A 22,840-nucleotide genomic window follows, 5' to 3' on the forward strand; every position below is an offset into this window, starting at 1 on the left:
ACTGCTGGTTCGAGCGATGGTGGCGCAAACACATAAGCAATTGGAGCTGCCGCTGAAAATCGCAATCTCAAACAGGAGCAGCAAGGTGGAACGACCTTCTTTTTTTATCGATTTCGAGGCATCAGGGATAGCCCCAGATAGCTATCCCATTGAAGTTGCCGTCGTGTCGAGTGAGACCTCCTTCAGCTCGCTTATCAAGCCAGTCCGGTACTGGACGCACTGGTCATTCGATGCGCAAGACATGCATGGTCTCACTCAGGATCATTTGCTTAAGGAAGGTGATACCCCAGACGCTGTAGCGAGAAATATGAATCAGCTGTTTTCAGGGCAGGTGCTTTGCAGCGATTCACCACAAGATGGTTTTTGGCTCGATGTGCTTTTCGAGGCCGCAGATCTGATGCTGACCTTTGAGTTGAAGCCTTTGGAAGTTTTTGTCGGTCGGGAGGCGGCTAGTGACATTTATCGCCTACTGCCAACAACTAGGCACCACCGAGCTCTCCATGACGCGACTGCTTTGATGGAAGCCTGCGGCGCTTTTTTCAAAGATTGAACTACCTCCCCTAAACTTACGAAAGCTCTGATTCCTGTGGTTTTGGATGTAGCTCAGCTTGTCTGACCGCCCGATCCGAAGCCAGGTAATTATGCGGCTGGATAGGGCAAGCGGAGCGCGCAGACGTGTGGGATGGACGCCCGAAGGGCTGAGATGCCGGCGCTTGCGCCAAGGCTCGGTTTACGACAGCCCCTCCCCGAAAGGGCACGCCCCAACTGAACGCTCAGGGTCATCAAAGCTCCGCATCCCAAGCATCCATAGCCTCGCTCACAGCCGCGTACCACTGGAGATCACCGAGCTTTAGGGCATTCGCGATTTGCCTGTTGGTATTGCCGTCGACCCAAGTCGGAAGACTCTCTATGCCCTCTGTGAACAGACTGGCTGTAGCGACAGCGAATCGCCCCGTACTCGTAGACTGGAGGCACATGTAGCGCACAGTAGCGCCGCTCTGCAACCGACGCCACGCCACGACCTCGATACAGTCCATGGTGCTCACAGGAGCCTCTACGGTGGAACCCACTAACGGTTCCACCTGGGCATCTTCCACTTCTCTAAATGATCGGCTAGGCGCTTCTGGCCTGTGGACAAGATGCTTCAACTGCTCACGCGAGGCGACTATCTGTTCGCGGAGTTCTTCGGGGTCGATGGACATGCCGCCTTCTGGTGTCACCTTGAGGGTCTTCAAGGAGTTGGCCGCCTGGATGAACTCGCGCTCACGCTTCTTCTCTTGTTGAGGACGGCGGTCGGGAAACAGTTTAGTGATTAAGCGATGGAGGTTGATCATGATGTATTCCGCAAGCGCCGATTGTAGCCGAGAAGCTCGGATAGGCTATCACTAGCATGCCTGCATATCCCCACAACCTAACGCGTATATGGCGGAAGCTGTTGCCGCTGCTCGAGAGCTGTCAAAATTAGCGAAGAAAAATGGACACTTACCGTTTTCTTGTAACTAATTGATTTTCATGAATTTGATATGTCCATTTCAATAATAAGCTCACGCGTGCAGAACTTCGACAAGACCATCGTCTCGATCCCGACCTGGCGCCTGATGTCCGAGTCGTTCAAAAACTGGCGCGGCATGCAGCAGTCTGGCGGGCGGCGGATCAAACGCAGCCTGTTCATCGACGCCAGCGGTGTGCGTTTCATTCGCGATGATGAAGAAGAGAAGCTGAGCCAGGTACATCTGCTGACCGACTACATGGGCCGCAAGAAAGCCGAGCTCAAGGCGTGGAACCAAGCCCAGGGCAATGTCGCGGCGATGTCCGCCAATCGTCGACGCATGACCAACATCGGCACGTTCCGCGCTTATGCGCTGGCGTATCTGAAAAGCCACGCAGAGATCCAGCCGAACATGACCTGCATGGTCCGTCAGATGCAGACCACGGCTCAAGGCATTCCCCTGGAAATCTACTGTTTCACCCGCACCACGGCGTGGGCCGATTACGAGCGGATTCAGGGGGATATTTTTGACTATCTGCTGGCGGTGTTGCCGGAGTTCGGCCTGAGCCTGTATCAGCAGCCAAGCGGCGGGGATCTGCGGACGGGGTTGCTGCCGGCGGTGTTGGGTGCAAGCCACATTCCCGAAGCCCAGAAACACTTGATGTAACACCGCGAACCAAAAACGGTGGGAGCGGGCTCGCTCCCACAGTGGGTTATGCGCTGGCCAGTGGTTTGCGGATACCCAACCGGCTGATCCACACTGCCGCCAGAATCACACTCGCGCCGAGGAACAATCTTCCAAGCTCCTCATGCTGATTCCAGATCAGCAGATTCAGCAGCAAGCCCAACGGTACATGCAGGTTGTTCATCACCGCCAAAGTCCCGCCGTTGACCATGCAGGCGCCCTTGTTCCACCAGTACATGCCCAACGCGGTCGAGACCAGACCGAGGAACAGCAACACCCCCCATTGCAGCGGCGCTTCAGGCAAGAAGTTGGCTTTGCCGAACATCAGGAACGCTGGCAACACCACCGCCAGCGCACCGAGATAGAAGAAGCCGAAGCGCCGGTAATGCGGCAGATCGCTGGGGTGTTTTGCCACCAGATGCTTGTACAGCACCTGCCCGGCGGCGTAGGTGAAGTTGGCCAGTTGCAGCAGCAGGAAGCCCATGAAGAAGTCCGGGTTGATACGGTCGAAACGAATCACCGCCGCGCCGCCCACCGCCACCAGAGCGGCGACCAGCGCCCATGCGTTGAAGCGGCGATTCAGCGCATCTTCGATCAGCGTTACGTGCAACGGCGTGAGGATGGTGAACAGCAACACCTCCGGCACCGTCAGCACCCGGAAGCTCAGGTACAGGCAAACGTAGGTCACACCGAACTGCAAGGCGCCGATCAGCAGCATGCCGCGCATGAACGCCGGTTCTACCGAGCGCCAGCGGGTCAGCGGGATGAACACCAGCCCGGCCAGCACCACACGCACCAGCACCGCAAAGTAACTGTCGACATGACCGGCCAGGTATTCACCGATCAGACTGAAAGAAAACGCCTGGATCAGCGTGACAAAAAGTAGATAGCCCATGCTCGCCTCTGTTTCGAATGGCGGCGACGATAGCGGGTTTTGTCGTGAAGCGGATAAATCGCAGGCAAAAAAACCTCGAAAGAAATGCCTGGTCAGTCCCCTCGCCTTCCGGGAGAGGGCTATCAAGAACCGCCAACGAACTCAAGGTTGAGCAAAGACCAAGGCCTGCGGCACATCGATGTCCCAAAGCACCCCGGGATCCTCCACCACCACTTCCACCACCCGTCCCTGCTTGAACAAAGGTCTGGCGCCGCGCTCACCGGACAACGCCTGCAACCGCCCCCCCAACGAACGACCGAACCCTACTGGATGCCCAAACTCGCCATCCAGCACCGGCACACTCACCGCATCATCGGCCATTGCCGCGGCGACCCGCTCGATACTCGACGGCAAGATAAACGGCATATCCCCCAGCACGATCAGCCAGCCATCCACATCCGGACACGCCGCCACACCCGCTGCAATGCTGTCGCCCATCCCGGTTGATGCAATTGACACCACCTCGCAGCCATAAGCCTGCGCCATGCGCATTGCCTGCGGCCGCGCTTCAGTCGTCACAAGGATTCGTTTGTCGAGACTGGCCGGCAGATTGACCAAGACCTGCTCGATCACCGAACGCACGGCGCCATCACGTGCGGCGCAATCAGCCAGTAATTTATCCTTGTCGGCGCCCGCCACTTCGCGAAAGCGACGGCCCTCGCCCGCTGCCAGCACAATCACAGCAATGGATCGACTCATGCGCCCTCCACTGCCCTTTTCTGTTTCAGCTCGACGCCGTTTTTGATCGCGACGATTTCTGCCAGCAAGGACAAAGCAATTTCCGCCGGCGAATGACTGCCGATGTGCAGCCCGATCGGACCGTGCAATCGACTGATGGCCTGTGCCGACAAGCCTAGCTGGGCCAGATTTTCCCGACGCTTCTGGCTGTTGACCCGCGAGCCCAGCGCGCCGACGTAAAAGGCCCGCGAATCGAGCGCAGTGAGCAGCGCCATATCATCCAGGCGTGGATCGTGAGTCAGCGCGACAATCGCCGTGCGTTCGTCGGTCTGAATGCTCAACACCGCATCATCCGGCATGCCGGGGACGAAACGACCGTGATGCTCTTCCCAGCCATAGACGAACTCGGTGCGCGGATCGCAGATCAAGACCTCGAAATCCAGCAACCGCGCCATGTCCGCGACGTAACGCGACAATTGTCCGGCACCGATCAACAGCAGACGCCAACGCGGACCATAGATGGCACGCAGTTTTTTGCCGTCGAAGAGCAGCGAATCAGACTGGCTGGCTGGCGACAACACCACCTCACCCGTGTCGATATTCAGCTCACGCGCCACAATCTCGTGTGCTTCGCAACGTGCGAGCAATTCGGCCACCCACGCCGGATCGCCGACGCGCTCTTCAGTCAGACGCAACGTGCCACCGCAAGGCAAGCCGAAGCGCGCCGCTTCTTCACGGGTAACGCCGTAAGTGATCAATTGCACGGGCGGCCCGTCGGTAGCGATGCGTCCGTCGTGCAGACGGGCGATCAAGTCATCCTCGACACACCCACCCGACACCGAGCCGATCACCACGCCATCTTCGCGCAACGCCAACATCGCGCCAGGAGCCCGGGGCGCGGTGCCCCAGGTCTGCACCACGCTGAACAGCACCACCCTCTGCCCGGCGCGGCGCCATTCGAGCACGCTGCGCAGGACGTTCAGGTCGACGCTGTCCATCACGCTTTCGCCTTCTGCCAGCCCTGCAACTGATAACGCACTGGCAGGTTCCGGATACGTTGGCCCGTCGCCGCAAAAATCGCGTTGCACAACGCCGGCGCGATAGGTGGCACACCCGGCTCACCGACGCCGCCCAATGGCACATCGCCCGGCGGCGTCACCAGATGCACCGCGACTTCCTTGGGCGCCAGCGACATACGCGCCACTTCATACATGTGGAAGTTGTCTTGCTGAACCTTACCGTCCTTGAAGCTGATTTCACCCAGCACCGCGTTCCCCAGGCCCATGACACACGCGCCCTCGAACTGCGACCGAATGCGTTCAGGGTTGATCTGCGGCCCGCAATCCACAGCGATGTCAGCCTTGTGCACGATCAGCGTGCCGTCATCCTTGACCTCGACTTCAATCACCGCCGCCACGTAAGTCACGAAGCTGTAATGCACCGCCAATCCCAGACCACGGCCCTTGGGCAATTTCCGCCCCCAACCGGCCGCCTTGGCTGCGGTTTCCAGCACGGTGCGCATGCGCCCGGTGTCGATCGGATAGCGCTCAGGTGATTCGCCGTAATTCCACTCTTCACTCAACGTGCGCGGGTCGATCTGCCGATCCGGGCCAAGCAGCTTGATCTGGTACTTGAGCGGATCCTCACCGGCCTTGTGCGCCAGTTCGTCGACAAAGCTCTGGATCGCGAAACCATGGGGAATGTTCGACACCGAGCGATACCAGCCAACCCGCGTATGCACCTTGGCTTCGGGGTTTTCCAGACGCACATTGGGAATCGCATAAGCCATGTTGGTGAAGCCCATGCCCAACTCGAACGCCGCTTCATGATTCATGCCCGGCGCGAACAGCGCGGTAATGCTTGGCGCCACGGTGCGGTGCAACCAGCCGGACGGCATGCCGTCCTTATCGACGCCAGCCTTCAGGTATTCAGCGGAGACGGTGTGGAAGTAAGAATTGTGAACGTCATCTTCGCGCGTCCACTGTACCCGCACGGCTTTGCCGGGGAATTGCTTGGCGAGGATTGCCGCTTCGATGACAAAGTCGGGTTTCGACTTGCGACCGAAACCGCCGCCGAGCAAGGTGACATTAACGGTCACGTTGTCGAAAGGCAGCCCTAAACGCTCGCTGATTCGCTCACGGGTAACCTGCGGTGCCTGACTCGGCGCCCAGGCTTCGCAGAGGCCGTCCTTGAAGCGGGCAATCGCGACCATCGGCTCCATCGGCGCTTGCGCCAGATGCGGCAAATAGTAAGAGGCCTGGAGGGTGCTCGCGGCGCCGCTCATGGCTTTGTCGATATCGCCAGTGTTGCGCACCACTTTGCCGGGTTTCAGCGACGCGGCTTCCAGTTCCTTGCGGTAGGCAACCGAGTCGTAACTGGCGTTCGGGCCGTCATCCCACTCGATCTTCAGCGCCTCGCGCCCCTTGATCGCCGCCCACGTGTTACTGGCGACCACCGCGACTCCGCCCAACGGCTGGAACTCCGAGGGCAACGGACGACTTTCGATCTGAATCACTTTAAGCACGCCGGGGACCTTCAGCGCGGCGCTGTCATCCAGCGATTTGACCTTGCCGCCATACACCGCTGGCCGGGCAATGGTGGCGTACAACATGCCATCGAAATGCACATCGGCGCCGTACACCGCGCGCCCCTTGACGATGTCATCACCGTCGATGGCTTTGGTGCCCTCCTTCCCGATGTAGCGAAATTCGGACGGCTGCTTGAGGCGCAGACTGTCACGCGCCGGCACCGCTAACGCACTGGCCGCAGCGGCAAGTTCGCCATACCCCAGCTCACGGCCGGACGGTTTATGCAGCACTTTGTGCAACTGTGCGTGACACTCGCCAACCGGCACTTTCCACTGCTCGGCCGCCGCTTGTTCCAGCATCGTCCGGGCTGCCGCGCCGCAGCGTCGCATCGGTTCATACCAGTGGCGCATGCTGCGCGAACCGTCAGTGTCCTGGTTACCGAAACGCACTTCATCGCCCGGTGCCTGCTGGACTTTGACGTGAGCCCAATCGGCCTCCAACTCGTCGGCCACCACCATGGTCAGACTGGTACGCACGCCCTGGCCCATCTCGGAACGGTTGCAGACCACGGTTACGGTGCCATCACCGGCGATGCTGACGTAAACCTTCGGATCGTCGATCCAGCCGTTGGGCATGCCGTCGGCGCCGAACTTGTTCGGTTTGTCCTCAGCCAACGCATCCTGCCAACCCCAACTCGCTGCCAACACCAGTGCACCGGTGGCGGTGGCGCCTTTGAGAAAACCGCGACGGCTGAGATTGCTCAGGGCGAAATCATGGGGTAGACGACTCATGCCTTGGCCTCCTTCAAATGAGTGGAAGCCTGACGGATCGCGGTTTTGATTCGGTTGTAGGTGCCACAGCGGCAAATATTGCCAACCATCGCTTCTTCGATCTGTTGGTCGCTCGGGTTCGGGTTGGTTTTCAGCAATGCAGTGGCCGACATGATCTGCCCGCCCTGACAAAAACCACACTGGGCCACGGCGCTGTCGAGCCAGGCTTGCTGGACGACTTGCCCGACCGGATCAGCGTGCAGGTTGTCGATGGTCGTAACGTTCTGCCCGACGACCGAGCCGATCGGCGTGATGCAACTGCGTGCCGGCAAGCCGTCGATATGAATCGTGCACGCGCCACACAAGCCCATGCCGCAGCCGAACTTGGTGCCGTTGTAACCGGCGACGTCGCGAATGGCCCAGAGCAGGGGCATGTCTTCGGTGACATCAAGGGAATGGTCTTGGCCATTAAGTTTCAGGGTAATCATGGGCACGCCCGCATATTCATGGAGGTTATGGGGTCGAGCAATCTGCTGCCGAAAAAGCAACGGTGGGTTCACGCAGATCGACTCAGGCTAATGAGGCTCTCTTGTGCCGACGGGAACGCCTGCACCGGGCCTTTGATGGAGCAAATGGCTGGTATCGTTAGCTCGCTAAGTTAACCCAACGTTAACAAAAAAGCCCTGCACTTTTTAATCGGTGCAGGGCTTCGGATGGTGTTCGGCAAGCGTAGCCTCAATAACGATTGGGCTCCATTTCCAGCTCGACATTGAAACGCGCGGCAATATCTTTCTGGATACGTTGCGCCAGATCGAGCAATTGCAGGCCGGTCGCTGCCCCGTAATTGACCAACACCAGCGCCTGCAATTTATGCACGCCGGCATCGGCCTCACGGAAACCTTTCCAGCCTGCGCGCTCGATCAGCCAACCGGCCGCCAGCTTCATCTGCCCGTCAGGCTGCGCGTACGCCACCAGATCCGGGTGCTGCTCCTTGATCTGCGACACCAGCGCCGCCGACACCAGCGGGTTCTTGAAGAAGCTGCCAGCATTGCCGAGCACTGCCGGGTCCGGCAGTTTTTCGCTGCGAATGCTGCAAATGGCGCGGCTGACGTCGGTGGGCGTCGGCTGTTCGATGCCCTGTTCGGTCAAGCGCTGACGCACCGGGCCGTACTCCAGGTGCAGATGTGCCACGCGATCGAGTCTGAAGCGCACCCGCAGAATCAGCCAACGCCCCAGCTCCTGTTTGAACAGGCTGTCGCGGTAGGCGAAGTTGCATTCTTCCAGGGTGAAATCGCGCAGCTCGCCGCTCTGACGATCCAGCGCGGTGAGCCCGGCAAACACATCCTTGATCTCGACACCGTAGGCACCGATGTTCTGCATTGGCGCTGCACCAACGGTGCCGGGAATCAGGCTGAGGTTTTCCAGTCCGGAGAAACCCTGTGCCAAGGTGTGTTGCACAAACGCATGCCACGGTTCGCCCGCTTCGGCTTCAATCACCACACGGTTGCCGTCATCACTGATCACGCGGATACCGCGTGTGGCCATGCGCAGCACCAGCGCCGCAATGTCAGCGGTTAGCAGCAAGTTACTGCCGCCACCGATCACCAGCAACGGCACCTGGTGAGCAGCGGCATAGCTCAGCGCCTCACGCACATCGGCGTCGCTGTGGGCTTCGGCATACAGTTGCGCCCGCACATCAACGCCAAAGCTGTTGAACGGTTTAAGGGAAACCCGGGGTTGCACCTGCAAACTCATAAACGGCCCTTCACTTCGATCAACAACTGGTCACAGGCCGCCTCAATCAGGTCCAGCACCTGCTCGAAACCTTGATCACCGTCGTAATACGGATCTGGCACTTCATCGACCACACCGGCATAACGACGCAGGAACAGATCCAGTTCGGCTTTGCCGGTAGACGGTTGCAACGCCTTGATATTGCGCAGATTGCTGTTATCCATGGCCAGGATCAGGTCGTAACTGGCGAAATCGGCACGGCTGACCTGTTGCGCGCGCTGCGCCGACAGGTCATAGCCACGCACTTTGGCCGCGGCCTGGCTGCGCTTGTCCGGCGGGTTGCCGACGTGCCAGTCACCGGTACCGGCAGAAGCCACTTCAACCTGATCCGCCAACCCGGCCTCACGCAGTTTGCGGCGCAGCACGCCTTCGGCAGTCGGTGACCGGCAAATGTTGCCCAGGCACACAAACAGAACACGCATCAGGCCTCCAGCAGGCGACGAACGCGCTCGAGGTCTTCGGCGGTATCGACACCGGTCGGCGGCGCGATCAGAGCGTCAGCCACATGAATACGCACGCCATGCCACAAGGCACGCAGTTGCTCGAGGGATTCGGTGTTTTCCAGCCAGCACGGCCCCCAACTCACGAAGTCCTGCAAGAAACCAGCACGGTAGGCATAAATGCCGATGTGGCGACGGTACGGCACGCCTTCGGGCAGTTGCTCGCGGCTCTTGGCGAAGGCATCGCGGGCCCACGGCAAGGTGGCACGGCTGAACGTCAGCGCCAGGCCGTTGAGGTCGCTGACGACCTTGACCACGTTCGGGTTGAACAGGGTTTCCACGTCCTCGATCGGCTCGGCCAACGTGGCCATCCGCGCTTCGGTGTGGGCCGCAAGATTGGCGGCGACCTGATCGATCACGCTCGGTGGAATCAGCGGCTCATCGCCTTGCACGTTGACCACGATCGCGTCGGGTTCAAGCCCCAGTTTCGCCGCGACCTCAGCCAGACGATCGGTGCCGGAGTTGTGATCTTCACGGGTCAAAACCACTTCGGCGCCAAACCCTTTGCACGCCTCAACGATGCGCGCATCGTCCGTTGCGACCACCACGCGGGTGGCGCTGCTTTTGCTCGCCTGTTCCCAGACGTGCTGGATCATCGGTTTGCCGGCAATCAACAGCAGCGGTTTGCCCGGCAACCGAGTGGAGGCGTATCGCGACGGGATGACAACGGTGAAGGCTGTGGTCATTTATCCAGGCGCTCGTCGGTGGTCAAGGTGCGGGCTTCGGTCTCGAGCATCACCGGGATGCCGTCGCGGATCGGGTATGCCAGACCGGCGCCCTTGCTGATCAGCTCGGTCTTGTCGGCGCTGAGCTTGAGCGGGCCTTTGCAGATAGGGCACGCGAGGATGTCGAGCAATTTGGTGTCCATGAACATTCCCTGGATAAAAGAGTTAAGGCAAAAGACGATCCGGCAACAGGCGCATCAGTTGTGTGTCGAACCAGGCCACAAAGGCCGGCGACGGCACCGCATCGACCGCCAGGTACCACCAGTCGGCAGCAGCGAAGGCACGGCACTTCACCGCGTCCTTTTCGGTCATCACCAATGGCAATGACGGTGTGAAATTCAAGGCCTGCACGCTGTATTCGGCGTGGTCGGCAAACGCATGGGGGGCAGGTCGCCAGTCTAGCGCTTCGAGGGTATTGAAGAAACGTTGCGGATTGCCAATCCCGGCGACCGCGTGCACAGCCTGACCGGCCGGAAAATGATCGAGCGGCATACGTTCGCCACTGCGCAGATTGACCAGCGCGGTGGGTTGAAGACGGAAGGCGAAACCGTCGTCGCGATCATCGAGCGCACCGTTAAACAGCACACCGTCGACGCTTTGCAGACGTTCAATCGGCTCGCGCAATGGCCCGGCAGGCAGGCAGCGCTTATTGCCCAGACCTCGGGCGGCGTCGATCAGCACCAACTCCAGATCCCGGGCCAAACGGTAATGCTGCATGCCGTCGTCGGACAGAATCAGATCCAGCGGTTCGCTTTCGAGCAAGGCTTTGACGGCGGCGCTGCGATCGGGGTCGATCATCAGCGGCACGCCGGTGCGCTGAACAATCAGCAGCGGTTCATCGCCCGCGATATCGGCGCTTTGATCGGCCTCAACTCGCCATGGCAGTTGCGCAGGCTTGGCGCCGTAGCCACGACTGACCACGCCCACACGCAAACCGCTGCGCCGGCAGTGTTCGATCAGCCAGAGAATCATCGGTGTCTTGCCCGTGCCCCCGACGGTGATGTTGCCGACCACGATCAGCGGCACTGGCGGCTGGTAGATTTCACCTTCGCCATCAAGAAAACGCTGACGTTTGTTGACCACCACGCGGCGGTACAACATTTCCAGCGGCCGCAGCAGCGTCAGGGCCGGGTGCCCCTGATACCACGCGGCGAGCAAGCGATCAGACAGGCTCATCAGGATTTGGGCGCCGCCTCGACCGTGGTCATGCGCAGATGGCTGAAACCGAGCTTGCCGGCCGCGTCCATGGTAGTGATCACCGATTGGTGTTGAGTTTTGCCATCGGCACTGATCGACAACGGCAGGCTGGTGTCGCCGTTGGATTCTTTCTGCATGGCCTCCATCAGGGTGGCCAGATCGTTTTTCGGCAGAATCTTGTTGTTCACCGAAAACACGCCCTCGGCGCTGATGGCGACGTCGATCTGCTTGACCTGCTGATCTTCGGCGGGCGAGCCGCTGACCGCTTCTGGCAAATCGACGCGCAACTGGGTTTCACGGGTAAAGGTGGTGGTCACGACGAAAAACAGCAGCAGGATAAACACCACGTCAATGAGCGACGCGAGGTTGATGTCCACGGTTTCCCGGGGTTTGCGACGGAATTTCACGCTTTGCCCTCAGCCAGATCGACGTCACGGTCGCCCTGCACCACTTCAACCAGTTTAATCGCCTCCTGCTCCATGCCCACCACCAGTTCATCGATGCGGCGCTGCAGGAAACGGTGGAAGAAAACCGCCGGAATACCAACCATCAGGCCCGCTGCGGTGGTGATCAGCGCTTTGGAAATACCGCCGGCCAACACCGAGGCGTTGGTGCCCATGCCGGAACCGGTGAACGCGCTGAAAATATCGATCATGCCCAGTACGGTGCCGAGCAGGCCCAACAAAGGCGCCATGGCGGCGATGGTGCCCAGTGCATTTATGTAGCGTTCAAGCTCGTGAATGACCCGGGCAGCGGCCTCTTCGATGCACTCTTTCATGATCTCGCGACCATGTTTGGAGTTGGCCAGGCCAGCGGCGAGGATTTCCCCCAGCGGCGAATTGGCGCGCAATTCCTTGAGTTTTTCTTTATTGAGCTGCTTGTCCTTGATCCAGACCCAGACCTGACCCAGCAGATGCTCGGGAGTGACGCGACTGGCGCGCAGGGTCCACAGGCGCTCGGCGACAATCGCCATGGCCGCGATGGAACTCAGAATGATCGGCAACATCATCCAGCCGCCGGATTTGACCAATTCCCACACAGTGACAGTCCCCTCGAAAAAGTGCGCCACTTTACCATACCGGTTCATGATTAAGACCCGCCGCCCCGACGACCGTGACGTCGCCTTCGTCCGCGCCCCGATCAATGGGCCAATGACGGTGGATCACGCCAGAAACGCCGCTGTTGGCGCATTGTCCAGGGTGGCCTGAAGCGGCCCAATTGCAGATGAATGGCGCCCTGTTCAGCACTGTCATAAATACGCAGCCCCTGTTTGCGATAGCGTGCCAGCACCGTCGGGTGGGGGTGGCCAAACGAATTCCCGTGGCCTCGGGAAATCAGCACGGCGCCGGGCTTCAACACTTTCAGCAAGGCCATCGATGAAGAACTGCGACTGCCGTGGTGCGGCGCTTGCAACCATTGCGTCGGTGCTGCCAGTGGGCTGTCGAGCAGGACACGTTCGGCATGGGTGTCAATATCGCCGGTCAACAGCAGGCGCTCGCCGTTGGCCTCGACCTGTAATACGCAGGAGCGCTGGTTGCTGTCGCGGGCATCCGCCCATTGCCACAGGTGAAAACTGACGCCGTCCCACTGCCATCGGCGGCCACTTTCACAAGCTTCGGCGTTCAGTTCGGCTGGCAGCCCGGGCGGATCGCCGCTGATGACTCGATCCACCTTCAAGTGGCGCGCCACTGCCAGGGCGCCACCGGCATGATCGGCATCGGCGTGGCTGAGCAGCATCAAATCAAGCTTCTCGACCCTCAATTTGCGCAAGGCCGGCACCACAACGCGCTCACCGAGATCGGAATCACCGAAACGCGGCCCGGCGTCGTAGAGCAAGGTGTGATGCCGGGTGCGGATCAGAATCGCCAAGCCCTGGCCGACGTCGAGCTGCCAGAGGTCGGCTAAATTTTCCTCCAGTTGCTCCCGTGGCGGCACGACCAGAACCAGCAGCAACGGCCAGCCCAGAGGACGCATCGGTACACCGCGCGGCAACAGTAACAGCAGGGTTCCGAGACTGCCCATGGCTAACGCCCACGCGGGAATCGAGGGAGCAATCCACGCAGGCCATTGCCCGGCAACCAACGCCAAGGCTCGAAACAAACCGTCGATCAAACCTCCGGCCAGCCATAACAGGCCTTCGCCGACATACGGCACGGCTAACAATAAAGTGCCGAGCAATGCCGGCGGTAACACCACCAGACTGATCCAAGGCACCGCCAGCAAATTCGCCAACGGCCCACTCAGGCTGATCGGCAAACTCAGCGCCATCAGCACTGGACACAGACCGATTGCAATCAGCCACTGCGCCCTCGTCCAGGTTTGCCACCAACGCCAGCCTCCGAGACGACCGCCAAAGGTAAGGACCAGCACCGCCACCGCCGCGAACGACAACCAGAAACCGGGGCGCAAACCGGCCAGCGGATCAAGCAACAGCACGGCGTTGAACGCCAGCAACAGCGGCCACCACGCGCCGAGATGGCGAAAGCGCAAACGCCACAACAGCACCAGCCCGACCATTACGCAGGCCCGGCGCACCGGCACGTCGAACCCGGCGAGCAGCCCGTAACCGAGCGCCGCGGCGAACGCCAGCGCACAGGCCCACGGCAGCCAAGGCCAGCGCAGCGGCCACAGCCCATAACGGGCCAACCCGGCAACCAGCAAGTACATCACCGCCGCCAGCATTGCGATGTGCTGGCCGGAAATCACCAGTAAATGGACGGTGCCGGTGTCCTGCAGAATCTGCCAATCGTTGCGGCTGAGTCCGGAGCCATCGCCCAGCACCAGCGCGGCCAGTGCGCCTGCCCGCCCCTGCGCGTCTACCGCGAGCAAGCGCTGACGAATGCTGTCGCGCCACGCCCACCGCGCCTCGGCCAAACGCCGGCCATCCTTGATCGTACCGGTCGCACCGATGCGTTGCGCCAGCAGCCAGGCTTCGTAATCGAAGGCATCCGGATTGAGCAAACCGGCCGGGCGTTTGAGCTTGACCGCCAAGCGCCAGCGCTCGCCACTGTTGACCGGTGGCCCGGCGTACCAGGCCAGACGCATCAGTGACGGCAGTTTCTCGTGACGCGAGCGCGCCTCAGCCAATTCGAAACGCACCACACCGTCGCCATTGTGCGGCAGACCAACCACCCGCCCCTCAAGCCAGCGGGTCTCGCCGTCCAGACGGGTTGAAAGTCGCTCATCCAGCGCCCATTGCGCGCCGACGCAGGCCCAAGTGAAACCAAACAATAAAAATGCCAATGGATAGCTGCGAAACGGCAGCAACATCAAACCCACCACCGCCATTAACACGGTCAACCCGACCGGCGGCAAGGCTGGCAAAACTATCGGGGCCAGCAGACCGACTGCCAACGCCATCATCCCTGTGCGCATAAGCCCGTCCTTGAGAGTCGCGCACTTAGGCATAGCGGGTCTTGGGCACGACCGTCGTCAACAATTGTCACAAAGTCTGAATGGGCGGTTCGTAGAATCCAGACATACTTGCCGCCTTAATCGACCGAGAAGCCTTATGCCCCGGCGCTTATTCAAACGCTACATGCCCGACCCAACGAGGATCAGGGAACACAAATCCTTACGATTTCTCGGCAAGTTGCTGCATGACCCGAACCTCTGGCACCTCAATCGCCACTCGGTTGCTCGAGCAATGGCAGTGGGTCTGTTTACCGCATTCCTACCGATCCCGTTGCAGATGCTGGTGGCCGCGGCGCTGGCAATCATGGTGCGCGGCAACATGCCGATTGCCGTGAGCCTGGTCTGGCTGACTAATCCGATCACCATGCCAGCGGTGTTTTTTTGCACTTATAAGGTGGGTGCGTGGCTGATGGACGTGCCGATACGGCATCTGCCCGATCAACTGACCTGGGAATGGATAAGCGGTGAGCTGTCGACGTTGTGGCAACCGTTTTTGCTCGGTTCGGTGCTGTCCGGGTTGGTGCTGGGCGCCCTCGCCTACTTCGTGGTGATGATGTATTGGCGCTGGTGGGTCGCACGGCAATGGGCGCGCCGCAAGAAAAATCGAACGCCTTGAATGCAAAACGGCCTGCGCAATGGAGGCCGTTTTTTGTGGTGCCCGGACTAGCCAGGCATGCGACTGGGCATAGCGTCAGGTCCGCATCCCGCGCCCACTCACCAGTAACCGCGCGCAACCTAAATACAACACCACCGTCGCCACCAGCATGAAGGTGATCGCAATACCGATGCGGATATCCGAAACACCGAGGATGCCGTAGCGGAAGGCGTTGACCATGTGCAGCACCGGATTGGCCAGCGACACCGTCTGCCAGAACGGCGGCAGCAAAGTGATCGAGTAGAACACGCCGCCCAGATACGTCAGCGGTGTCAGCACGAAGGTCGGGATGATCGAAATATCATCGAAGTTGCGCGCAAACACCGCGTTGATAAAGCCCAGTAACGAGAAAATCGTCGCCGTCAGCACCACCACCAGAATGGTCACGCCCAGGTGATGCACCTGCAAGTGGGTAAAGAACAGCGACAGGATGGTGACGATCACACCCACCATCAACCCGCGCAGTACGCCACCACAGGTATAGCCGATCAGAATTGTGTGCGGCGAGACCGGCGAGACCATCAACTCTTCGATGGAACGCTGGAACTTGCTACCGAAGAAGCTCGACACCACGTTGCCGTAGGAGTTGGTGATCACCGACATCATGATCAGCCCCGGCACGATGTACTCCATATAAGTGAAGCCACCCATGTCGCCGATCTGCCGACCGATCAGGTTACCGAAGATCACGAAGTACAGAACCATGGTGATCGCCGGCGGCAGCAGGGTTTGCGGCCAGATCCGGGTGAAGCGTTTGACCTCGCGGTAAACAATGGTTTGGAGCGCGACGAGGTTGGGACGGAATTCGGAACTCATACCGCCACCTTCGACAGATTTTTCTCCACCAGGGACACGAACAGCTCCTCAAGGCGATTGGTTTTGTTGCGCAGGCTCAACACTTCGATGTTCTGCAGAGCCAGTTGGCCGAACAACGCGGTGATGCCCATGGATTTGTCGACCTGCACCTCCAGCGTGTGTGCATCCACCAAACGGGACGGATAGCCGACCAGTTGCGGCGCGACGCTCAAATTGCCCTTGAGGTCGAGCAGGAAAGTTTCTACATGCAGTTGGCCGAGCAACTGACGCATGCTGGTGTTCTCGACAATCGTGCCGTGGTCGATGATGCCGATGTTGCGGCACAACTGCTCAGCCTCTTCCAGATAATGCGTGGTGAGGATGATGGTGATGCCTTTCTGGTTCAGTTCGGTGAGGAACGTCCACATCGAACGACGCAGTTCAATGTCGACGCCGGCCGTCGGTTCGTCGAGGATCAACAGGCGCGGCTCATGCACCAGCGCACGAGCAATCATCAAGCGGCGCTTCATGCCGCCCGACAGCGAACGCGAAGGCACATCGCGCTTGTCCCACAGGCCGAGCTGGGTCAGGTACTGCTCGGCACGTTCTTTGGCGATTTTCGCCGGAATGCCGTAGTAACCGGCCTGGGTCACGACGATGTCGAACGTCTTTTCGAACTGGTTGAAGTTGAATTCCTGGGGCACCACGCCGATTGAGCGCTTAAGCGCGGCCGGGCTCTTGTCCAGGTCATTGCCAAAGATATTCACCGTGCCGCTGGTCTTGTTCACCAGGGTGGAAAGTATGCCGATGGTCGTGGATTTGCCGGCGCCGTTGGGGCCGAGCAAGGCGAAAAAGTCACCTTCGGCGACGTCCAGATCGATACCACTCAAGGCCTGGAACCCGTTGCCGTAGGTTTTGGTTAGCTGCCGGATGGACAGAGCGGAACTCATATCTGATTTACGCACCATGGTGAAGGGAGGAAAGAGAGAAATAAGGGCAAGCGGCGAGGGATACAACCGCAGCGCAAGAGCGCAATGGTGCTTGCCCTCGCCGCACAAGTACAGTCAAGTGTGTCGATAGTAATTATCAAGTCAACGCGGTCATGACGGCTTTTTTGTAGGCCGGACGCTGTTTGAGCCGCTCGTACCAGGCTTGCAGATGGGGTTGCGGAGCCCGCTCGATGGGCATCTCGAACCAGGCATAAATGAAACTGCCGAGCGGAATATCGCCCATGCCGATTTCTGTTCCGCCAAGGTAAGGTTGGCTGGCCAAAGCAGCGTTGACCATGCTCAAAAGCTCGTTACATTGCGTGATCGCCGCGTTGATCGCCGCCCAATCCTGCTGGTCGGCCGGTGTACGCAAAACGCCCCAGAACACGGTGCGGAATGGACCGGCAAAACTCGAAGTGGTCCAGTCCATCCACTTGTCAGCGATAGCCCGGGCTTGTGGGTCTGCCGGGTACCAGGCGCTGTCAGGCGCATGTTTGGCCAGCAGATAGCGGACGATGGCGTTGGACTCCCACAGCACAAAACCGTCGTCTTCGATCACCGGCACCCGGCCATTCGGATTCATCGCCCGGTACTGCGGCGTGTCGACCACACCGAACGCGCCACCCGCATCGATCGCCTCATAAGCCAGGCCGAGTTCTTCGGCGGCCCACAATGGCTTCCTGACATTCGATGAGTTTTTCCGTCCCCAGATCTTCAGCATGACCGCCTCTTTGCAAATGCGTGGGCAGGCAGCATACGCCGGATCAGAGGCGGCTGACATCGCTCTGCATGTCACCCAATAGTGGCGGCTGTTGATCGCCGAACAGGTGCGGATAACATTTTTCCAGGTGCTCAAAGAAGAAGGTTTGCGGCACATCGGTGAACTGGCCGTGATCGACCAGATACTCCATCAACTGGGCACCGTCCCGGTTGTACGGGTGGAAAACACTGTCGTTGATACCGTCAAAATCCAATGGCGCGACGTTGAACAGTTCGCAGAGTTTCTGGTTAAACGCAGGCGTCGCCTTGACCCAGCGATCACCAAGAAACAGCTCGGTGTAACCGTGCATGGCGAACACATCGCTCTTGAGCAGTTCAAGCAGGCGCGGGGTCGACAGATGATTGCGCACATCCGCCAGACCGATGCGTGCCGCAATCGCGCAATGTCGCGCGCAAGCGGCCAGCAGCGTGGCTTTCGGCACACAATAGCTCTCCCCTGTTGCCAAAGCGTAACTGCCGCGCAACGTCTGCGGATCTCGACTGAAGGTGTAAGGGTTGTAGCGCACCGCCTCGCGCACGGCGTAGTAGAGATTGATCGCCTGCTTGAGCGGGTCACCGCTGGCACCACGGTGCTGTTCGGCGAACTCCACCACCGCCGGGTGGTCACTATCGATGAAGCGGCCGGGACTCAGATACTCGTGCATGACGGCAATCTCCTGGGTGAGCCCCGAGTCTAGCGACCGCTCAAGCACAGAGATAACGACGTTTCGGCCAAACATGCATGCAAAGTTGCGCAATGAACGAACGATTTCCCACGCATGTTGCCCACCGAACCTACGAAAACCGTCAGAGGTTTCCCACGATTTCAATCACCATGGTCTGACCACCCGGTTTTACAGATGCCGTCTAAGCTCTGAAGGGTCGATTTGCCTTGGTTCACGGAGGACTGAATATGCTGTTGTTGTGGATACTGGTTTTGGTCGTTGGCGTGGCGTATCTCGCCCACCGGCGAATTTCCCCGCTGCCTGCATTGGGCATCGTTGCCGTCTACCTGCTGGCGATGGGGATTTTCAGCCACGCACCGGGCTGGCTGTTGGTGGTGCTCTGGATCGTACTGGCGATGGTGGCCGCGCCATTGGTGCTGCCTGACCTGCGCCGCAAATATTTCAGTGCGCCGCTGTTCAACTGGTTCCAGAAAACCCTGCCGCCGATGTCGCAGACCGAACGCGACGCGATCGATGCCGGCACCGTCTGGTGGGATGGTGAGCTGTTCAGCGGTCGTCCGGACTGGGAAAAACTGCTGTCCTATCCCAAGGCACAACTGAGTGAAGAAGAGCAGGCCTTCATTGATGGTCCGACTGAAGAGCTCTGCGCGATGGTCACTGACTGGCAAATCGGCCAGTCGATGGATCTGCCGCCAGAAGCCTGGGCGCATATCAAGGAACACGGCTTCTTCGCCCTGATCATTCCCAAGGAATTCGGCGGCAAGGGCTTTTCCGCCTATGCCCACTCGCAAGTAGCGATGAAACTTGCGACCCGCAGCGGCGATCTCGCCTCCACGGTGATGGTGCCCAACTCCCTCGGCCCGGCAGAACTGCTGCTGCATTACGGCACCGACGAACAACGCAATCACTACCTGCCACGGCTGGCCCGTGGCGACGACATCCCGTGCTTCGCCCTCACCGGCCCGCTCGCCGGTTCCGACGCAGGCGCGATGCCGGACACCGGGATCATCTGCAAAGGCCAATGGGAGGGTCAGGAAGTCCTCGGCCTTCGCCTTAACTGGGAAAAGCGCTACATCACACTGGGTCCGGTCGCCACGCTGCTCGGCCTCGCGTTCAAAGCCTATGACCCCGATCACCTGCTGGGCGACAAGGAAGACCTCGGCATCAGCCTTGCGCTGATTCCAACCGATACCGCAGGCGTGGAGATTGGCCGCCGTCACCTGCCACTGGGCGCGGCGTTCATGAACGGCCCGAACTCGGGCAAAGACGTGTTCATCCCGCTGGACTTCCTGATCGGCGGCCAGGAGATGCTCGGCAAAGGCTGGATGATGCTGATGAACTGCCTGTCGGTGGGCCGTTCGATCTCGCTGCCAGCAGTCGGTACCGGTGCAGCCAAATTCACCAGCCTGGTGACCGGGCAATACGCGCAGATTCGTGAGCAATTCAATGTGCCGCTGTCGGCCTTCGAAGGCATACAGGAAGCCATGGCGCGCATCGGCGGTAACGCGTGGATGATGGACGCAGCACGAATGTTGACCGCCAACGCGGTGGATCTGGGCGAAAAACCGTCAGTCCTGTCGGCGATCCTCAAGTACCACCTGACCGAACGCGGCCGTGAATGCATCAGCCACGCCATGGACGTACACGGTGGCAAGGCAATCATCATGGGCCCGAACAACTACCTTGGGCGCAGCTGGAACGGCGCGCCGATCTTCATCACCGTGGAAGGCGCGAACATTCTCTCGCGTAACCTGATGATCTTCGGTCAGGGTGCGATTCGTTGCCATCCGTTCGTGCTCAAGGAAATGGCCCTCGCCGGCCGCGAGGACAAGGATCAGGCACTGAAAGAATTCGACGGCCTACTGCTCAAGCATATCGGTTTCGCCGTGAGCAACGCCGCCAGCACCCTGGTGTTGAACCTGGGTTTGGGCCACTTCGAACCTGCGCCGGGCGACAAGATCAGTCAGGGTTACTTCCGCGCGCTCAATCGTCAGGCGGCAGCCTTTGCCATGCTCGCCGACTTCAGCATGATGCTGCTGGGGGGCGAACTGAAACGCCGCGAGCGTCTCTCGGCCCGTCTTGGCGATGTGCTGAGCAACCTGTATCTGGGGTCCGCTGCGCTCAAGCGTTATCACGATCTGGATTCGCCAGGGTATATGGAGCCGCTGTTGCGCTGGGCCATGGAAGAAAGCCTTTTCCAGTCGGAGCGTGCTCTCGATGAGCTGCTGAGCAATTTCCCGAACAAGGCATTTGGCTGCATTTTGCGGGTCATCGTGTTCCCGTTCGGCCGGCGCCACAAAGGCCCATCGGACAAACTCGGTGCCGAAGTGGCGAGCATTATTGGCCGAGCCAAGGGCGATCCGGCGCTGGAAGAGTTACTTGCCGGCTGCTATCGCCCGCACTCGGCAGATGATGCCGTCGGCGCACTGCAACACGCCAGCGATCTGCTGAGTGCTGCGCAACCGTTGCAGAAAAAACTGCACACTTCGCTGAAAAGCGGTCAGGTCAAACCGGTCGCAGGCGAAAACGCGATCGATGCAGCGCTTGAGGCTGGGGTTCTCCAGGCGGCGCAAGCGCAGAGCCTGCACGAAGCCGAGGCAGCAAGGCGCAAGGTGATTGATGTCGATGATTTCGACAAAGAGGAGTTGGTGCTGGCCGACGGCAAAGTCCGCTAATCCTTCAACGTGTAGCCGTTTATTTGTGAAAAACGGGCGCAGGGGCTTTATACTCCCGCGCCCGTTTTGCTCTTGAGGACTTATCTCGTGTCCAACGTCGTTGCCGACCATCTTGTTTTGCTCGACCATCTGCGCAGTATCCTGGTCGCCGTAGGTGAGGCCGATCAGGTTCCCGAAGAAAGCCATGCCCTGTTCCTGGAGCGCTTCGACGAACTGCTGGCATCACTGCCGATTGAGCCGATCGAAAGCCAATACCTGGGCCAGGATATCCTGACTCAAGTGATTACTCGCTATCCGCAAATTGCCCACCTGATCCCGCGGGACCTGCTGTGGTTCTTCGCTGGCGACTGCCTGCACTACCTGGCCGATGAAGAAATCGACCTGTATCAGGCCTTGGAAGAACGCCGCTACGAAGCCGAACAAAACGACGAACCGTTCGACTGGAATCAGGAAAAGCAACTGATGGCGATGTCCGCTCAGGACAGCAAGCACTGATTTTCTTTCGGTAATGAAAAGGCCCGCCTGGTTGTCCAGGCGGACCTTTTTTTGCCGTTAGAGCAGCCCTTCACTTTCAGGCAATTCATAGACCATCGCAGCATTACTCGCGCCGCCCGACTTACCGGGCTTGCTCAAGGTCGGCTCCTTCTCCAGACACTCCACCAGGTAGTCGATAAACACCCGCAGCTTCGGCGGCAAATAACGCGTCGGCGAATGCAGCAGCCAGAGTCCGCCATGGTAAGAAGCCAGGAAGGTCCACTCTGGCAATACCTGCACAATCAACTTCTGCTCCAGGGCATACCGCGCGGTGAAGTACGGAAGGCTGCCAATTCCAATATGCTGCAACACCGCTCCCAGCCTCACGCCAGTGTGATTGGCGGCATATCGGCCACGCACGCCGACCGTCACGGCGTTGCTGCCTTTTTTGAATTTCCAGCGCGCATCGCTTGGGGTTTCCCCTAGATAAATGCAGCTGTGTTCGAGCAAGTCGTGAGGGTGCTTTGGCGTGCCGTTTTCGGCCAGGTATTGCGGGGTCGCGCAGAGCAAATGGTCAATCGTCAACAATTGCCGCCCTACCAACCCGGCGGGCGGCCGATCGGTGATGCGAATCGCCAGATCGACATGATCGTCGATCAGATCGACCTGCCGGTCCTCCAGTAACAACTCCACATCGACTTTGGGATAACGCCGCAGAAATTCGGGCATATGCGGATGAATCACGAAACGCCCCACCGCTTTCGGTACGCTGACCCGCACCAGACCTTCAGCCTCATGGGTGAACTGGCCGCTGATTTCCATCACGGACTTGGCAGCGCTGACCATTTCCTGGCAGCGCTTGAACACCTCTTCTCCCCCATCACTCAGGCGCAGTTTGCGCGTGGTGCGCTGCAGCAACCGTGTGGCCAACGCTTTTTCCAGTCGGGAAATGCTGCGGCTTATCGCTGAAGGCGACGATCCGAGTTGGCGGGCGGCTTCAGAAAAGCTGCCAGTTTCAACGACCTTGACGAAAATCGCCATTTCACCGAGTAACGGCAGCGGTAGATTTATGCTCACAGCGCACAAGTCCTTT

General features: G+C 59.6%; 23 protein-coding genes and 1 pseudogene. 5 read left to right on the plus strand and 19 right to left on the minus strand.

Annotated elements, in window-relative coordinates:
* The first annotated feature begins 16 nt into the window (after window positions 1–16).
* Window positions 17–550: a hypothetical protein gene (locus tag ACIOU6_RS12165; protein ID WP_401136498.1), complete on the plus strand. Its 534-nt coding sequence runs from the start codon at window positions 17–19 to the stop codon at window positions 548–550.
* Between the two features lie 232 nt (window positions 551–782).
* Here ACIOU6_RS12165 and ACIOU6_RS12170 read toward each other — a convergent pair whose 3' ends face one another.
* Window positions 783–1,334 carry a hypothetical protein gene (locus tag ACIOU6_RS12170; RefSeq protein ID WP_401136501.1) on the minus strand — a complete coding sequence of 184 codons (552 nt, stop codon included), beginning with the start codon at window positions 1,332–1,334 and terminating at the stop codon, window positions 783–785.
* 213 nt (window positions 1,335–1,547) lie between these two features.
* Here ACIOU6_RS12170 and ACIOU6_RS12175 point away from each other — a divergent pair.
* Window positions 1,548–2,156, plus strand: a pseudogene (locus ACIOU6_RS12175) (mechanosensitive ion channel family protein); the annotation flags it as partial.
* 46 nt (window positions 2,157–2,202) lie between these two features.
* Here the strand turns inward: ACIOU6_RS12175 and ACIOU6_RS12180 are convergent.
* The 13 genes from ACIOU6_RS12180 to ACIOU6_RS12240 all read right to left on the minus strand — a co-directional run bounded on the left by ACIOU6_RS12180 (window position 2,203) and on the right by ACIOU6_RS12240 (window position 14,675).
* Window positions 2,203–3,069: a carboxylate/amino acid/amine transporter gene (locus ACIOU6_RS12180; RefSeq protein ID WP_401136503.1), complete on the minus strand. Its 867-nt coding sequence runs from the start codon at window positions 3,067–3,069 to the stop codon at window positions 2,203–2,205.
* A 141-nt stretch (window positions 3,070–3,210) separates the two neighbouring features.
* A complete protein-coding gene (locus ACIOU6_RS12185) occupies window positions 3,211–3,807 on the minus strand; it encodes a nucleotidyltransferase family protein (RefSeq protein ID WP_401136506.1) in 597 nt (198 codons plus the stop codon).
* Window positions 3,804–4,784, minus strand: coding sequence for an XdhC family protein (locus ACIOU6_RS12190; protein ID WP_221733705.1), 981 nt, complete (start codon window positions 4,782–4,784; stop codon window positions 3,804–3,806). Before ACIOU6_RS12190 ends, ACIOU6_RS12185 begins: the two co-directional genes overlap by 4 nt.
* Window positions 4,784–7,105: a molybdopterin cofactor-binding domain-containing protein gene (locus ACIOU6_RS12195; RefSeq protein ID WP_401136509.1), complete on the minus strand. Its 2,322-nt coding sequence runs from the start codon at window positions 7,103–7,105 to the stop codon at window positions 4,784–4,786. Before ACIOU6_RS12195 ends, ACIOU6_RS12190 begins: the two co-directional genes overlap by 1 nt.
* Complete coding sequence (locus ACIOU6_RS12200; protein WP_221733707.1) at window positions 7,102–7,572, minus strand: (2Fe-2S)-binding protein; 471 nt, start codon at window positions 7,570–7,572, stop codon at window positions 7,102–7,104. Before ACIOU6_RS12200 ends, ACIOU6_RS12195 begins: the two co-directional genes overlap by 4 nt.
* A 247-nt stretch (window positions 7,573–7,819) precedes the next feature.
* Complete coding sequence (murB, locus tag ACIOU6_RS12205) at window positions 7,820–8,839, minus strand: UDP-N-acetylmuramate dehydrogenase (protein WP_401136512.1); 1,020 nt, start codon at window positions 8,837–8,839, stop codon at window positions 7,820–7,822.
* Window positions 8,836–9,300, minus strand: coding sequence for a low molecular weight protein-tyrosine-phosphatase (locus tag ACIOU6_RS12210; protein WP_401136514.1), 465 nt, complete (start codon window positions 9,298–9,300; stop codon window positions 8,836–8,838). Before ACIOU6_RS12210 ends, murB begins: the two co-directional genes overlap by 4 nt.
* Window positions 9,300–10,064: a 3-deoxy-manno-octulosonate cytidylyltransferase gene (gene kdsB, locus ACIOU6_RS12215; protein ID WP_221733710.1), complete on the minus strand. Its 765-nt coding sequence runs from the start codon at window positions 10,062–10,064 to the stop codon at window positions 9,300–9,302. Before kdsB ends, ACIOU6_RS12210 begins: the two co-directional genes overlap by 1 nt.
* A complete protein-coding gene (locus ACIOU6_RS12220) occupies window positions 10,061–10,246 on the minus strand; it encodes a Trm112 family protein (RefSeq protein ID WP_187677807.1) in 186 nt (61 codons plus the stop codon). The genes kdsB and ACIOU6_RS12220 overlap by 4 nt, the downstream gene beginning before the upstream one ends.
* Window positions 10,247–10,268: 22 nt before the next feature.
* Complete coding sequence (gene lpxK, locus ACIOU6_RS12225; protein WP_401136518.1) at window positions 10,269–11,279, minus strand: tetraacyldisaccharide 4'-kinase; 1,011 nt, start codon at window positions 11,277–11,279, stop codon at window positions 10,269–10,271.
* Window positions 11,279–11,707 carry an ExbD/TolR family protein gene (locus ACIOU6_RS12230; protein WP_401136521.1) on the minus strand — a complete coding sequence of 143 codons (429 nt, stop codon included), beginning with the start codon at window positions 11,705–11,707 and terminating at the stop codon, window positions 11,279–11,281. Before ACIOU6_RS12230 ends, lpxK begins: the two co-directional genes overlap by 1 nt.
* Window positions 11,704–12,339 carry a MotA/TolQ/ExbB proton channel family protein gene (locus ACIOU6_RS12235; protein ID WP_221733720.1) on the minus strand — a complete coding sequence of 212 codons (636 nt, stop codon included), beginning with the start codon at window positions 12,337–12,339 and terminating at the stop codon, window positions 11,704–11,706. Before ACIOU6_RS12235 ends, ACIOU6_RS12230 begins: the two co-directional genes overlap by 4 nt.
* Window positions 12,340–12,440: 101 nt before the next feature.
* Window positions 12,441–14,675 (minus strand): DNA internalization-related competence protein ComEC/Rec2, encoded by a 2,235-nt coding sequence (locus tag ACIOU6_RS12240; RefSeq protein ID WP_401136523.1) that lies wholly within the window; start codon window positions 14,673–14,675, stop codon window positions 12,441–12,443.
* 136 nt (window positions 14,676–14,811) lie between these two features.
* Between ACIOU6_RS12240 and ACIOU6_RS12245 the strand changes: the two genes are divergently transcribed.
* Complete coding sequence (locus ACIOU6_RS12245; RefSeq protein WP_221733714.1) at window positions 14,812–15,330, plus strand: DUF2062 domain-containing protein; 519 nt, start codon at window positions 14,812–14,814, stop codon at window positions 15,328–15,330.
* Window positions 15,331–15,405: 75 nt separating this feature from the next.
* Here the strand turns inward: ACIOU6_RS12245 and ACIOU6_RS12250 are convergent, their stop codons facing one another.
* The 4 genes from ACIOU6_RS12250 to ACIOU6_RS12265 form a co-directional block, all read right to left on the minus strand.
* On the minus strand, window positions 15,406–16,185 hold the full coding sequence (locus ACIOU6_RS12250; RefSeq protein WP_401136526.1) for an ABC transporter permease: 780 nt from the start codon (window positions 16,183–16,185) through the stop codon (window positions 15,406–15,408).
* Window positions 16,182–17,114: an ABC transporter ATP-binding protein gene (locus ACIOU6_RS12255; protein WP_221733715.1), complete on the minus strand. Its 933-nt coding sequence runs from the start codon at window positions 17,112–17,114 to the stop codon at window positions 16,182–16,184. Before ACIOU6_RS12255 ends, ACIOU6_RS12250 begins: the two co-directional genes overlap by 4 nt.
* Before the next feature lie 136 nt (window positions 17,115–17,250).
* Window positions 17,251–17,874 (minus strand): glutathione S-transferase family protein, encoded by a 624-nt coding sequence (locus ACIOU6_RS12260; RefSeq protein ID WP_221733716.1) that lies wholly within the window; start codon window positions 17,872–17,874, stop codon window positions 17,251–17,253.
* Window positions 17,875–17,917: 43 nt separating this feature from the next.
* On the minus strand, window positions 17,918–18,577 hold the full coding sequence (locus ACIOU6_RS12265) for a transglutaminase family protein (RefSeq protein WP_401136530.1): 660 nt from the start codon (window positions 18,575–18,577) through the stop codon (window positions 17,918–17,920).
* A 248-nt stretch (window positions 18,578–18,825) separates the two neighbouring features.
* Between ACIOU6_RS12265 and ACIOU6_RS12270 the strand changes: the two genes are divergently transcribed.
* Window positions 18,826–21,273 carry an acyl-CoA dehydrogenase gene (locus ACIOU6_RS12270; protein WP_221733718.1) on the plus strand — a complete coding sequence of 816 codons (2,448 nt, stop codon included), beginning with the start codon at window positions 18,826–18,828 and terminating at the stop codon, window positions 21,271–21,273.
* An 87-nt stretch (window positions 21,274–21,360) separates the two neighbouring features.
* Window positions 21,361–21,768, plus strand: coding sequence for a PA2817 family protein (locus tag ACIOU6_RS12275; RefSeq protein ID WP_221733719.1), 408 nt, complete (start codon window positions 21,361–21,363; stop codon window positions 21,766–21,768).
* A 57-nt stretch (window positions 21,769–21,825) separates the two neighbouring features.
* On the opposite strand, the gene ACIOU6_RS12280 is transcribed toward ACIOU6_RS12275, so the two are convergent.
* Complete coding sequence (locus ACIOU6_RS12280; protein WP_221734408.1) at window positions 21,826–22,824, minus strand: LysR family transcriptional regulator; 999 nt, start codon at window positions 22,822–22,824, stop codon at window positions 21,826–21,828.
* Window positions 22,825–22,840 lie beyond the last annotated feature (16 nt).

Source organism: Pseudomonas sp. NPDC087615, assembly GCF_044743445.1.
In the GTDB taxonomy this organism is placed as follows: domain Bacteria; phylum Pseudomonadota; class Gammaproteobacteria; order Pseudomonadales; family Pseudomonadaceae; genus Aquipseudomonas; species Aquipseudomonas baetica_A.